The following is a 12,804-nucleotide window of genomic DNA, read 5'->3' as shown; positions in this document are numbered from 1 at the left end:
TTTAGGGGGAAGTCATGACCGCGTTTATTATCGCCAATCTGGCGCCCATCATGTTCGCGACGCTCGTCGTCGTGCTGCTGCTCGGCTATCCGGCGGCATTTTCGCTCGGCGCCGTCGGCTTGTTCTTCGCCATCATCGGCGTTGAGCTCGGACAATTCCACCCGGACTTTCTCCAGGCCCTGCCGGAGCGCGTCTACGGCGTGATGAACAACGACACGCTGCTCGCCATTCCCTTCTTCACCTTCATGGGACTGGTGCTCGAGCGCTCCGGCATGGCGGAGGATCTGCTCGACACCATCGGTCAGTTGTTCGGCACCATCCGCGGCGGCCTCGCCTACGCGGTGGTGTTCGTCGGTGCCCTGCTCGCGGCGACGACCGGCGTCGTGGCGGCTTCGGTGATCTCGATGGGCCTGATCTCACTGCCGATCATGCTGCGCTACGGCTATGACCGCCGCGTGGCGACCGGCATCATCGCGGCCTCCGGCACGCTGGCGCAGATCATCCCACCCTCGCTCGTTCTGATCGTGATGGCCGACCAGCTCGGCAAGTCGGTCGGCGACATGTACGAGGGCGCGTTTATTCCGGGCTTGGTGCTCGCGGCCCTCTACGCGGGCTACGCGTTCCTCGTGACCCTGATCTTCCCGAACGCCGCCCCGGGCCTGCCGAAGGAAGCCATCGGCTTCCGCGAGGAAAGCGGTGACCGCGGCCTGAGGTCGCTGGGCGTGCTGTTCCTGGCGAGCTGCGTGTTTGGCTGGTTCATGATGCGGAATTCGGAGACCCACGGCGCCGACTTCGTCGTGCTCAGCATGTTCTTCGGCATCCTCTTCGCCTTCTTCGTCGCGATCGCGAACTGGGCCATCGACAAGCTCACGGGCTTCCGTTTCCTCTCGAAGATGGCGCAACAGACCACCTTCGTGATGGTGCCGCCGCTGTTCCTGATCTTCCTGGTGCTGGGCACGATCTTCATCGGTGTCGCGACGCCCACCGAAGGCGGTGCGATGGGCGCAGCCGGCGCCCTCATTCTCGGTGCCATGAAACGTCGGCTGACCTGGGACCTCGTTCGTCAGGCGGTCGAATCGACGGCAAAGCTCTCCGCCTTCGTCGTCTTCATCCTGGTCGGGGCACGCGTATTCTCGCTCACCTTCTACGGCGTCAGTGGCCACGTCTGGGTCGAGCACCTGCTGACCTCCCTACCCGGCGGCCAGGTTGGCTTCCTGATCTTCGTCAACGCGTTCGTGTTCGTGCTGGCGTTCTTCCTCGACTTCTTCGAGCTCGCCTTCATCGTGATCCCGCTGCTCGGGCCCGCGGCGGAGCATCTCGGTATCGACCTGATCTGGTTCGGCGTCATTCTCGGCGTCAACATGCAGACGTCGTTCATGCACCCGCCGTTCGGATTTGCGCTGTTCTATTTGCGCTCGGTCGCGCCAAAGGAACGTTATACCGATCGCGTCACCGGCAAACGCATGGAGCCGGTCACGACAGGACAGATCTATTGGGGCGCGGTTCCGTTCGTCGTCATCCAGCTCATCATGGTGCTGCTGGTGATCACGTTCCCGTCGATGGTGATGCACTACAAGGGCGTGCAGTCCACAGTCGATCCCAACAGCATCAAGATCGATATTCCCCAGATCGATCTGCCGCCGCTCGACTTCGGCCAGCCGAAGCAATAGCGCCCGGCCCGTCCGCAAAAAAGAACCCGGAGCTTTCGCTCCGGGTTCTTTCGTTTGGGCCGATAGCGCCCGGCGATCAGCTCTGCGAATTGCGCGCCATGAAGTTGTCATAGCCGACTTCGGCGACCTGGAACCACTGATATCCGTTGTTCGAGAACGCGGTCAGCGATTCATAAACCTTCTTGAAGTCCGGATTGGTGGCCGAGACTTCGGTGTGCAGCTCCTTTGATGCCTTGAAGCAGGCCTGCATGACCTCGGGCGAGAACGGATGCAGCTTGGCGCCGGCCGCGAGCAGGCGCCGCAGCGCCGGCGGATTGGCCTGGTCATACTTCGCCATCATCCAGTTGTTGGCGTAGTGCCCTGCCTGCTCGAGGATGCTCTGATAGTGCTTCGGCAGCGCATTCCACTTGTCCTGGTTGACAAAGGCCAGAAGCATGGGCCCGCCTTCCCACCAGCCCGGGAAGTAATAATGCGGCGCGACTTTCACGAAGCCGAGCTTCTCGTCGTCATACGGTCCGACCCATTCCGCGGCGTCGATGGTGCCCTTCTCCAGCGCCGGATAAATGTCGCCTCCGGCGATCTGCTGCGGCACCGCGCCGAGTTTGGCCATCACTTTTCCGGCGAAGCCGCCGATGCGGAATTTCAACCCGCTGAAGTCCTGGGGCGTCTTGACCTCCTTGCGAAACCAGCCACCCATCTGACAGCCGGTGTTGCCGGCAAGCAGCGAGACGACGTTGTACTTCTTGTAGAACTCGTTGAGGATCTCCCTGCCGCCGCCCAGTGTGTACCAGGCCTGGTTGATGCGCATGTTCGGTCCGAACGGCACCGACGATCCGAAGGTGAAGGTCGGGTCCTTGCCAAAATAATAGTAGGACGCGGTGTGGCCGATTTCGCAGGTGCCGTTCTGCACGGCATCGAGCACCTGGAGGCCCGGCACGATCTCGCCGCCGGCAAATGTCTGAATCTGGAATTTGTTGTCGGTCGCTTCCGCGACCATCTTGGCCATCATCTCGGCACCGCCATAGAGCGTATCGAGTGATTTCGGCCAGCTCGTCGGCATGCGCCATTTGATCTCGGGCGTCGTCTGCGCGATCGCTGGAGCGGCGAGCGTCGCGACACCCGCCGCACCAAGCCCGGTGACCTTGATGAAATCTCGTCTTTTCATGATTTCCTACCCTGATGGATTGTGACGGTGGGCCTTCTTGCCGAGGCTTGGAGGCCAGCATGGAACATGTGTCGTCCGATTTCCATCCCCATCCGATCCTACGACTTTAGACTTAGGCGACCGACCCTCGCCCTCCACGTCACGTTCGCCTCGGCGGTGCCTGATGGGTGTGCCGGGCGCGTGACAAGCGCCGGAAACACGGGCATACCGCGCCATCCCCCCAATCTAAGGCTACTACGCATGTCTCGATCGCACCCTGCTCCATCGCTCGTTGGTCCGTTGATCGCGTCGCTCTGGCTGGCCTGTGCGGCAATGCCGGCCCACGCCGAGCCCGGCGCGAATGTCATGGCCGACGTCCATGCGCTGGCGCAAAAGGAGCAGCAGCCGCTGCTCGACACGCTGCGCGATCTCGTCAGCATCGAATCCGGCAGCAAGGATGTCGAAGGCCTGAACCAGATCGCCGAGCGCGTTGCCGGCCAGCTCAAGCAGCTCGGCGGCACGGTGCAAATCCTGCAACCCACAGACGTCTATCGCCTCGACGACACACCCGAGAAGATCGGCCCGGCCGTACACGCCGTATTCAAGGGCACAGGCAGCAAGAAGATCATGCTGATCGCCCACATGGACACCGTGTACCTGAAGGGCATGCTGAAGGATCAACCGTTCCGCATCGACGGCGACAAGGCCTACGGCCTCGGCATTGCCGACGACAAGCAGGGCGTCGCGCTCATTCTCCACACCGTTGCGTTGCTGCAGAAGCTGAGCTTCCGGGATTACGGCACGCTCACGGTGCTCACCAACGGCGACGAGGAGATCTCCTCACCGGGCTGGCGCAGCACCATCACCAGATTCGCCTCGGATCAGGACGTGGTGTTCTCGTTTGAAGGCGGCGGCACCGACGGCACGCTGCGGCTGGCCACTAGCGGTATCGGCTCGGCCTATCTCACGGTGCAGGGCAAGTCCTCGCATGCGGGCTCACGGCCCGAGGGCGGCGTCAACGCGCTGTACGAACTCTCGCACCAGCTGCTGCAGATGAAGGACCTGTCCAAACCAGAGCAGGGCCTGAAACTGAACTGGACCGTCTCCAAGGCCGGCACCAACCGCAACGTCATCCCCGCGGAGGCCACGGCCCAGGCCGACGCACGTGCACTCAAGGTCGCCGATTTCGACGAGCTCGAGAAGACACTTCAGGAGAAGATCAAAAATCACCTGCTGCCCGATTCCAAGGTCGCGCTGAAATTCGAGGTGCGCCGTCCGCCGCTTGAGGCTAACGACGCCTCACGTCGCGTCGCGGCCCACGGCAAGACGATCTATGGGGAGATCGGACTGCCCCTCAAGGTCGACGAGAAGGCGACCGGCGGCGGCACCGATGCGGCGTTTGCCGCACTCAAGGCCAGCGCAGCCGTCGTGGAAGGCATGGGCCTGTCGGGCTTCGGCGCGCATTCCAACGATGCCGAATATGTGCAGCTCAACAGCATCGTGCCGCGTCTTTATCTGACCACGCGCATGATCATGGATTTGTCCACCCGCAAGCTGAAATAGTGCTCGCAAGGGTGCAGCGTCAGTGCCGCACCGCGTTCAATTCAACGTCGCCCGGCTTCTCTGCCAGCCTGAACCGCAGCGTGAACTGCGCGCCGCCGCCCGGAAGATTCTCCACCGCAACCGTCGCCGCGTGATCATCCGCTACCGCGCGCACGATCGACAGCCCGAGGCCGGCGCCGTCGCTGCGCTGGCGGTCGGCGCGCCAGAAGCGAAGGAAGATCAATTCGCGCTCGCCTTCCGCAATTCCCGGTCCGCAATCGCGCACGCGCACCGCGCCGTCCTCGCTCACATCGACATCGACCGACGTGTCCTTTGCCGTGAACTTGATGGCGTTTTCGGCGAGATTGAAGATCGCGCGCTGGAGCATCACGGAATTGCCGTGGATCAGCACCGGCGCCTCGGTGCCCCTCAGCGCGATGTCCTTGTGCTGCGCGATCGCGAGCGGCGCGATCGAACCGACCACCTCGGCGCAGACCGCGCGCAAATCCGCGGTCTCGCCGGGATCGAGCACCAGCGTGTCGAGCTCGGCGATCTCCAGCAGCTGCGCGACGATGCGGCTCATGCCCTCGATGTCGGCATGCAGCGCCTGCCGTGCAGCGCCGTCGCCGAGCGTCTCGATTCGCGTGCGCAGGATCGCGAGCGGCGTGCGCAATTGGTGCGCGGCGTCGGCGGTGAACTGCCGCTGCACCCGAAAGCCGTCCTCGAGGCGGTCGAGCGCCTGGTTGACGGCGGTGACGAGCGGCATGATCTCGCGCGGGATCTGCTCCGTCGGCAGGCGGATGTCGGTGCGCGCCGGACCGATATTGCTTGCCTCCTCGGAGGCCTTCCACAGCGGCGCGACAGCGCGGCGAAAGATGATGATGTCGATGGCGAGCAGGACCAGCAGGATCGGAATGGTGATCCAGCCGACCCGCCGGAAGAAGTTCGACACGATGTCGTCGATGATGACGTCGCGGTGCGCGAGGTCCTCCGCGACGCGAATGCGTATCACCTTGCCGTCTATGGTGCGGGTGACGCCAGCGCCGGAAATCGTCTCGGAGAGCGGCGGTGGCGCGACCGTGGCAGTGCCGGTCTTGCGACGCGACGAGAACAGCAGATGTCCCTCGGCATCGCGAATGTCGTACTGGTAGCGGCCATAGGCTTCCGAATATAGGCCCTTGAGACTGTCCGGCAGGTTGAACGTCAGCAGCCCGTCGGGCTGGACGACGATGCGCTCGGCCAACACCTCGGCCTGGGCGCGCATGGCGTCGCGGTGCAGCTGGTCGATCTCGGAGTTGAGCAGCCAGAACAGCACCAGCGGCAGGAAGATCGCGACCACCGCGACCGCCACGATGTGCAGGAACACGATACGCCAGATCAGCGATTTGAATGTGGGCGACCTCGCATGGATCCCGGCGCGGAATCCGGCCTGAGATCCGATCCGGGCCACGCTATTTCTCCTCGGCCATGAGATAGCCGACGCCACGGATGGTGTGGATCACGACCTTGGCGCCGTGCTCGGCGAGCTGCTTGCGCAGCCGCGAGACGTAGACCTCGACCGCGTTGGAGGCGACCTCGCCGTCGAGGCCGAAGATGTGGTCCTCGACGTTCTTCTTCGGCACCACCCGCCCCTGCCGGCGCAGCAGGATCTCGAGCACCGAGGTCTCGCGCGCGGAGATGATGCGCGGCTGGTCGTCGACGAAGATCTGGCGGCTTTCGGTGTCATAGACAAGGTTGGCGAGGCGCAGCGAGCGGCCGAGCAACTGGCCCGGACGGCGCAGGATCGCCTCCAGCCGCGCCACCAGCTCCTCCATCGCGAAAGGTTTTGCGAGATAGTCGTCGGCGCCGCTGCGCAGGCCGCTGACGCGGTCCTGCAAGCCGCCGCGCGCGGTCAGCACCAGCACCGGCAACGGCTCCATCTGCCGGCGCAGCTCGCGCAGCACCGACAGGCCATCGCCGTCGGGCAGTCCGAGGTCCAGGATCATCGCGGCATAGCTGACGCTGCTGACCGCCTCGCGCGCTTCGGCGACGCTGCCGACGATGTCGCTCTCATAGCCGGCCGCCGACAGCCCGCCGGCAACGAGCCGCGACAGCTCGGCATTGTCTTCGACGATCAGAAGGCGCATCGCATTTTCCCGCGGGATGTTCCGGTGCAAGCACGGCTCGCGCCGCATCTACGACCTCTTCCACCATCCGCACGATTTCGGCCAGAACACAAGCGAGCCCGGTTTCGCTTTTAACTTTGTCAGGTTGGTGTAAGCTAGTCGGGCCGGTGCCCATATGGCCGCGCATGTCGGCTGCTGGGCTGCAGGCAAGGAATCCGCGGCTCGATCAAACGTTACCGCTTCTGGCCCATTCTGACATCAAGCGGCCCACGGCTATTCGCCGGAACGCGAACCCTTTCATGCTTCCGATCCGCCGGTCGCCCTAGGCTTTTTGGATAACGATGAGGCTGTTCTCAAAGAGGAGGAAGCTGCAATGCGTGAACCAGACCTTGAAAAGCTGAACGCGCTGGTAGGAAAGCTGGTCGGCGACCTCGGCATCGCGCTTGGCGGCGCCAGCATACTGCTCGGCGATCGCCTCGGACTCTACAAGGCGATGGCGGATGGTGCCATGATCACTCCGTCCGAGCTTGCGAAGAAGACCGGACTGCATGAGCGTTACGTGCGCGAATGGCTGTCCGGACAGGCCGCCTCCGGATACATCGACTACCATCCGGAAAAAAATGCGTTCTCACTCTCGGCGGAGCAAGCCATGGCGTTCGCCGAAGAGGGGTCGCCAGCCTTCTTTGCAGGCGCATTCGATGTCGTGCAATCCACCTATCTCGACGAACCCAAAGTCGCCGAAGCGTTTCGAACCGGGAAAGGCGTTGGTTGGCACGAGCATTCGAAGTGTCTTTTCTCCGGCACCGAACGCTTCTTCAGGCCGGGCTATAACGCCAATCTGGCTTCGAACTGGATTCCGACGCTCGAAGGCGTCGAAGCGAAACTGAAAGCCGGCGCCAGGGTAGCCGACGTCGGATGCGGCCACGGCGCCTCTACGATTGTGATGGCGCAGGCCTACCCCAATTCAGAGTTCTTCGGGTTCGATTACCATAAGCCTTCGATTGAACGCGCCAAGGTCCTGGCACAAGAAGCGGGCGTTGGAGACCGCATCACGTTCGCGCAGGCCAGTGCCAAGGATTTTCCAGCCAAAGACTATGATCTGGTGGCGTTCTTCGATTGCCTGCATGACATGGGCGATCCCGTGGGTGCAGGCAAGCATGTCAAGGAAACGCTAGCCAAGGATGGGGCTTGGATGATCGTCGAGCCGTTTGCTCATGACAATCTCAAGGACAATCTCAACCCGGTCGGATGCGTCTACTACCACGCCTCGACATTCATTTGTACGCCGGCATCACTGTCTCAGGAAGTGGGCTTGGGGCTCGGCGCACAGGCCGGTGAAAGCAGATTGCGTCAAGTGGCGACTGAAGCGGGCTTCAAGCGCTTCCGCCGCGCCACCGAGACGCCGTTCAACATGATCTTCGAAGTGCGTCCTTGACCGATCCGGCCGTTGCCTCGGTCCTGCAAGCCGCCGCGCGCTAATGGACAGATGCCCCGGCGTCGCGGCGCGCGCTAGCAACTTCTAAGTCGGTATCGCATTGGTCCGTGCCCTGACGAACTGAGGAGCTTGCCGGTGATAACGATTCCAGAACTGACGTCCCAGGCGCTCGGTGCGTTCCTGATCTCGGAGACAAGAGGCCGCTTCGGCTCGTCGCATGCCACCTTACCGGAATTGCTCCCCTACGCGGCAAAGCTTGCCCTGGAATGTATCGGCAACAGCGATGCATTATACCACAATGTCGAGCACACGTTGTTGGTCACGCTGGTCGGGCACGACATTCTGATCGGCCGCTCCCTCCTGAGGCCGACGACGGCGAGCGACTATGCTCACTTCATCCTGGCCTGTCTGATTCACGACATCGGCTACGTTCGGGGAATAATCCATGGAGACCAAGAGGGAGCCTATGTCGTTGATGGTACCGGCCGAACGGTGGAGTTGCCGATCGGCTCCTCCGATGCAGCGCTTGCACCCTATCACGTGGACCGCTCGAAATTGTTCGCCGCGGAGCGTCTCGACGCCGTCGACCAGATCGACGCCGCTCGCGTTGCCAGGACCATCGAATATACCCGTTTTCCCTATACGGACGAACCAACGAGCGAACTCAAGGATGACTTGGACGAGGAGGAAGGTTTGCTGCTCCGCGCCGCTGATCTGATTGGTCAGCTCGGCGATCCGAACTACATGAAAAAGTCAAATGCGCTCTTCTATGAATTTGAGGAGATCGGGCTCAACAAATCGCTCGGATACGCCACGCCCGCGGATGTGGTGTACAAATACCCTCAATTCTACTGGACCAAGGTTGCACCCCAAATCCAGGCTGCCATCCGCTGCTTGAATGTAACCTCGAGCGGACGGCAATGGATCAGCAGCCTGTATGGCAATGTCCTACGCGCTGAGCGAGAAGTCAGACTGTCTGGTCCACAGCTATAGATCGGCGTTCTAAACCGTGGTTTTCGGCAAAGAGGCCGGCGCGGCCTGAGGGGGCGCCGTTATCGGCTACTCGCGCCCCGTATTGCACGCGCGAGTCTGCACCAACGCCAAAGGCCGTTCGCCGGAACCTCGCGCCGGCTCGGACGTCTGCTTTTCATCGAGGAACCAAACACCCCGCATCCCCGTTTGCCTCGGCTGCAACATTTCTCACTTGCATGAGGCGTCGTGCAGACCACCGAAGGTAATGCACATGCGGGTTGCACGACGAACACGTTCCCCCTCGCTTCTGTCCGACTGCCTGGCCGCCCTCACGCGACATCCGGGCGCCACCGCATTTGCTGCCGCAGGTACTCTCATCGCGGCTACCGCAATCATAAACCGGCGGCTCGCGAACAAAGCGCAACGCGATAATCCTCCGCAGGGGCGGTTCATCGACGTCGAGGGGGTCCGCCTGCACTATTTGGAACGCGGCAGGGGCAAGCCGCTGGTCTTGTTTCACGGCAATGGCAGCATGGTCCAGGATTTCGACGCGAGTGGATTGATCGATCTCGCGGCCGAGAACTACAGGGTCATGGTGTTCGATCGTCCCGGTTTTGGGCATAGCTCGCGGCCGAGGCACGTCGTCTGGACCCCGGATGCCCAAGCGGACCTGTTCAAGAAGGCGCTCGATCAGTTGGGGGTCTCTCAAGCGATTGTCCTTGGCCATTCGTGGGGAGCGTCGGTTGCGGTTGCGCTGGCGACAAGACATCCCTCGTTCGTGCAGGCTCTCGTGCTGGCCTCGGGCTATTATTTCCCGACTCCCCGCGCGGACAGCGCCGCGTCGGTGCTGTCCGCCCTACCAGTGGTCGGGGACGTCATCAGCTCCACGATTTCGCCGCTAGCCGGTCGGATGATGTGGCCCGCGATGTTGCGCAAGCTGTTTGGCCCCCGGCCGGTCCCGAACAAGTTCGCGGGCTTTCCGAAAGAAATGGCGCTCCGCCCATCACAGATGCGGGCCACAGCGGCTGAAGCGACGATGTTGATCCCCGCCGCATTCTCAGGTTCGAAGACTTATGCAGAGCTCAAGATGCCGACGATCATTATCGCAGGCCAGGACGATCGTCTGATCGATATCAAGCAGTCGGTCAGGCTGCACGGCGAGGTCAAGCAGAGCAAATTGCGCCGGATCGACGGAGCGGGACACATGATTCATTATTCCGCAACTGCTGACGTGATGGCAGCCATCGACGAAGCTGCTGCCGAGGCCGTGTTGATCCATGGAAAAGAGGGTCCGGGCGTACAACAGCCCCGGGAGACTACCGGCGCCTGACGGGCAGATTGTTGGCGAGAAAGCGGCGGCACGGAATTTCCGAATAAAATGCCGAGCGCCCCAAAGGACGTGATGACCCGGCATCTCGCCAACGGTTTGTGGCGATGCCCATCGGTTCGTAGATGTGTTCAATCGGCACCAGCTCAAATTGCTGAATGAAGGTTCGCGAAGCAATGCGTAGTCGCAGACGAACAGCGCCACTTATGGCCGTCGGCGAGCCTCATGGCTCGTTTGAGGATCGCTTCTGAGCCAACTCGGGCACGGGACCACACTTCAACCCGCCCTCCCGGTCGAACCGAGACCTTTTCTACGGGGTATGGTATCTGTCGATCGCCCGTCGGCAGAGATGCCGATCTGGTCGGATCAGCAGGAAAGCAAAGCGCGATGTTTCCTAGCCAGGTGACGATGCCGTTGTGGCACGAAAGGCACCTTCGGGCTGCCACTCGCGCGGCCGGTGTCGCTCTATGGTCCTGGAACGTTGATACCGACGCCATCACCATGGATGAACCCGCGTACGACCTCTGGGAGGTGTCCAAGGACGAGCAGAACATTACGTTCGAAATACTCTCCAAGAGTATCCACCCGGCCGATCTTGAGAGGGTCAGATCAGCATTTGCGGCTACTCGCGCAGTCGTGGGCTCTTACGAGATCGATTTTCGTATTCTAACCGGAAGCGATATTCGTTGGATTTCCGCTCGGGGCCAAGGCGACGACGCCGACATAGCGGATCGAACTATGTTCGGTATTTTCCTGGATGTCACCCAACGCAAGCAAGCTGAGGAAGCCAACGAGCTACTGGCGGGCGAGATGAGCCACCGGCTGAAAAACCTTCTCACCGTCGCAACGGCGCTGACTCAAATCAGCTCACGCTCGGCAGCATCAAAAGAAGATATGGCCCAGGAGCTGACCAGCCGCCTGATCGCTCTTGGACGTGCTCAGGACCTCGTTCGCCCGGTACCAGGACACAACAGAGGGGGGACGCTGCTTGGAGACCTCATCTCCGTTCTGCTTGCGCCGTACGACGAGGAGGGAGCCAGTGTTCGTATTCGCGTCTCGGTCCCCAAGATGAACGTGGGAGAAGCTTCCAGCACAGCACTCGCCTTGGTGATGCACGAACTGGCAACCAACTCTGCGAAATACGGTGCGCTGTCGCTTTCGAGTGGCACCTTGGACGTATCGTGCAACGCCCACGAGGACGAGGTGTTGGTCAAGTGGACGGAGCGGGGTGGTCCCCCTGTTGTCGCTCCAACAAAGCTCGAAGGCTTCGGAAGCCAGTTGGTGCACCGAAGTATGGCCGCCCAGCTTGGCGGGGCTATAAGTTTTGACTGGTCGGAAGAGGGTGTGGTGATCATCCTGCGCATGAGCAAAGACCGCCTTGCGAATTGATGCTCAGCTGATTTCCCGCGCCCACTCCTGTCACCCGTCTGCGATTGATGCGATTGTAAAAATGGTCGCCGGCCGGAAGCGGCGTCTTCAGCAAGTCGCCGCCGAAGAGCTCGTGAATCAATAGCGAAGTGACGTTGCATTGTCCTGCCGCCGGATGCTCGCCGTCCATTGTCTGGCGGTTGCCAACGACCAGCCCTTGCGCAGCGCGCTTTGAACCTCATCGGGATCGAAGCTCATCGTCACCCAGGCTGACCACCGAGGCGCCAATTTCGGATTATACGATAATGCCTTTCTGCCACTGTTTTGCCCGACGAGTCAAACGGTCTCGCTGAAGCAGTCGCTTCGTACGCCTGACCCACCCCGCTTTTGGCTCCCAAAATGCCAAGTTGCCATCGACCGCGCGATGCCCGGGCCTGCCTGCCATTAACTCCATCGCATCAAGCTGTTGGCTGCACTCGCAGCGCCTTGTCCTCTCGCCCCTCGTCTACTGTGCATGGGGTTGTTTTTCAGATTTTTTGCTGGACGCCCCGCCCCTACCGCGGCGACAACGCCGCTCCGCGGTGTCGCCCCAAAGAAAAAGCCCGGCCTCGCGAACGAGACCGGGCGTGTCGTCTTGCGACTTGCTCGAAGATCAGCCGCGGGTGCGCGAGCGGATCATGAAGCTGTCGTAGGTGTATTCGGCGACCTGCCACCACAGATATTCGTCGGAGCGGTAGGCCTGCATGGCGTCGATCGACTTCTTGAAGTCGGGATTCTTGGCCGAGATCTCGCCCCACAATTCGTTGGTCGCCTTGAGACAGGCTTCCAGAACTTCATTGGTGAACGGGCGAAGCTGCGTTCCGCCGGCGACCAGACGCTTCAGCGCGCCGGGGTTCACCATGTCGTAGCGCGCGGCCATCCAGGTGTTGGTGTTGACGGTCGCGTTGGTGAGGATCGCCTGGTAGTTCTTCGGCAGCTCGTTCCACTTGTCGATGTTGGCGAAGGCGTGAACGGTCGGACCGCCTTCCCAGAAGCCCGGGTAGTAGTAGTACTTGGCGACCTTGGCGAAGCCGAGCTTCTCGTCATCGTAGGGGCCGACCCATTCGGCCGCGTCGATGGTGCCCTTCTCGAGCGACGGATAGATGTCGCCGCCGGCGAGCTGCTGCGGCACCACGCCGACCTTCTGCAGCACCTGGCCGGCAATGCCGCCGATGCGCATCTTGAGGCCCGAGAGGTCGGCA

Annotated in this window: 9 protein-coding genes and 2 pseudogenes; 6 read left to right on the top strand and 5 right to left on the bottom strand. The window is 61.8% G+C overall.

All coding sequences use genetic code 11. The annotated features are described in order from the left end of the window. Positions 1 to 14 precede the first annotated feature (14 nt). Entirely contained in the window at positions 15 to 1,670 is a 1,656-nt protein-coding gene (locus IVB47_RS33940; protein ID WP_027569407.1) for a TRAP transporter large permease subunit, read from the top strand. Between the two features lie 76 nt (positions 1,671 to 1,746). Here the strand turns inward: IVB47_RS33940 and IVB47_RS33935 are convergent, their stop codons facing one another. After that, on the bottom strand, positions 1,747 to 2,835 hold the full coding sequence (locus tag IVB47_RS33935; protein WP_027569406.1) for a TRAP transporter substrate-binding protein: 1,089 nt from the start codon (positions 2,833 to 2,835) through the stop codon (positions 1,747 to 1,749). 240 nt (positions 2,836 to 3,075) lie between these two features. On the opposite strand from IVB47_RS33935, the gene IVB47_RS33930 reads away from it, so the two are divergent. Further along, the gene (locus tag IVB47_RS33930) at positions 3,076 to 4,377 is read left to right on the top strand and encodes a M20/M25/M40 family metallo-hydrolase (protein ID WP_247468078.1); all 1,302 of its coding nucleotides are present in this window, start codon (positions 3,076 to 3,078) and stop codon (positions 4,375 to 4,377) included. Between the two features lie 19 nt (positions 4,378 to 4,396). On the opposite strand, the gene IVB47_RS33925 is transcribed toward IVB47_RS33930, so the two are convergent. Both IVB47_RS33925 and IVB47_RS33920 read right to left on the bottom strand, forming a co-directional pair. After that, positions 4,397 to 5,806, bottom strand: coding sequence for an ATP-binding protein (locus tag IVB47_RS33925; protein ID WP_247468076.1), 1,410 nt, complete (start codon positions 5,804 to 5,806; stop codon positions 4,397 to 4,399). A 1-nt stretch (position 5,807) separates the two neighbouring features. Beyond that, complete coding sequence (locus tag IVB47_RS33920) at positions 5,808 to 6,482, bottom strand: response regulator transcription factor (RefSeq protein WP_027569404.1); 675 nt, start codon at positions 6,480 to 6,482, stop codon at positions 5,808 to 5,810. A 352-nt stretch (positions 6,483 to 6,834) separates the two neighbouring features. Here IVB47_RS33920 and IVB47_RS33915 point away from each other — a divergent pair, with 352 nt between their 5' ends. From IVB47_RS33915 to IVB47_RS33900, 4 genes are all read left to right on the top strand, one after another. Then, positions 6,835 to 7,896 carry a class I SAM-dependent methyltransferase gene (locus IVB47_RS33915; RefSeq protein ID WP_247408078.1) on the top strand — a complete coding sequence of 354 codons (1,062 nt, stop codon included), beginning with the start codon at positions 6,835 to 6,837 and terminating at the stop codon, positions 7,894 to 7,896. A gap of 135 nt (positions 7,897 to 8,031) precedes the next feature. Next, positions 8,032 to 8,889, top strand: coding sequence for a metal-dependent phosphohydrolase (locus IVB47_RS33910; protein ID WP_247468073.1), 858 nt, complete (start codon positions 8,032 to 8,034; stop codon positions 8,887 to 8,889). A gap of 250 nt (positions 8,890 to 9,139) precedes the next feature. Then, positions 9,140 to 10,198 (top strand): alpha/beta hydrolase, encoded by a 1,059-nt coding sequence (locus IVB47_RS33905; protein WP_027569401.1) that lies wholly within the window; start codon positions 9,140 to 9,142, stop codon positions 10,196 to 10,198. A gap of 384 nt (positions 10,199 to 10,582) precedes the next feature. Then, the gene (locus tag IVB47_RS33900; protein WP_247468071.1) at positions 10,583 to 11,584 is read left to right on the top strand and encodes a sensor histidine kinase; all 1,002 of its coding nucleotides are present in this window, start codon (positions 10,583 to 10,585) and stop codon (positions 11,582 to 11,584) included. A 46-nt stretch (positions 11,585 to 11,630) separates the two neighbouring features. Here IVB47_RS33900 and IVB47_RS33895 read toward each other — a convergent pair. Next, a pseudogene (locus tag IVB47_RS33895) lies at positions 11,631 to 11,821 on the bottom strand (hypothetical protein); the annotation flags it as partial. A gap of 394 nt (positions 11,822 to 12,215) precedes the next feature. Continuing rightward, positions 12,216 to 12,804 (bottom strand): annotated as a pseudogene (locus tag IVB47_RS33890) (ABC transporter substrate-binding protein); the annotation flags it as partial.

Source organism: Bradyrhizobium sp. 62 (assembly GCF_023073035.1).
Taxonomy (GTDB): Bacteria; Pseudomonadota; Alphaproteobacteria; order Rhizobiales; family Xanthobacteraceae; genus Bradyrhizobium.
The sequence above is the reverse complement of the archived record's forward strand: the minus strand, read 5'-3'. Positions and strand labels throughout refer to the sequence as shown.

Excerpts from the sequence above, each read along its gene's own strand:
- IVB47_RS33905 (WP_027569401.1), top strand. The coding sequence starts at position 9,140 with ATGCGGGTTGCACGACGAACACGTTCCCCCTCGCTTCTGTCCGACTGC.
- IVB47_RS33920 (WP_027569404.1), bottom strand. The coding sequence starts at position 6,482 with ATGCGCCTTCTGATCGTCGAAGACAATGCCGAGCTGTCGCGGCTCGTT.
- IVB47_RS33930 (WP_247468078.1), top strand. The coding sequence starts at position 3,076 with ATGTCTCGATCGCACCCTGCTCCATCGCTCGTTGGTCCGTTGATCGCG.
- IVB47_RS33935 (WP_027569406.1), bottom strand. The coding sequence starts at position 2,835 with ATGAAAAGACGAGATTTCATCAAGGTCACCGGGCTTGGTGCGGCGGGT.
- IVB47_RS33940 (WP_027569407.1), top strand. The coding sequence starts at position 15 with ATGACCGCGTTTATTATCGCCAATCTGGCGCCCATCATGTTCGCGACG.
- IVB47_RS33915 (WP_247408078.1), top strand. The coding sequence starts at position 6,835 with ATGCGTGAACCAGACCTTGAAAAGCTGAACGCGCTGGTAGGAAAGCTG.
- IVB47_RS33900 (WP_247468071.1), top strand. The coding sequence starts at position 10,583 with ATGTTTCCTAGCCAGGTGACGATGCCGTTGTGGCACGAAAGGCACCTT.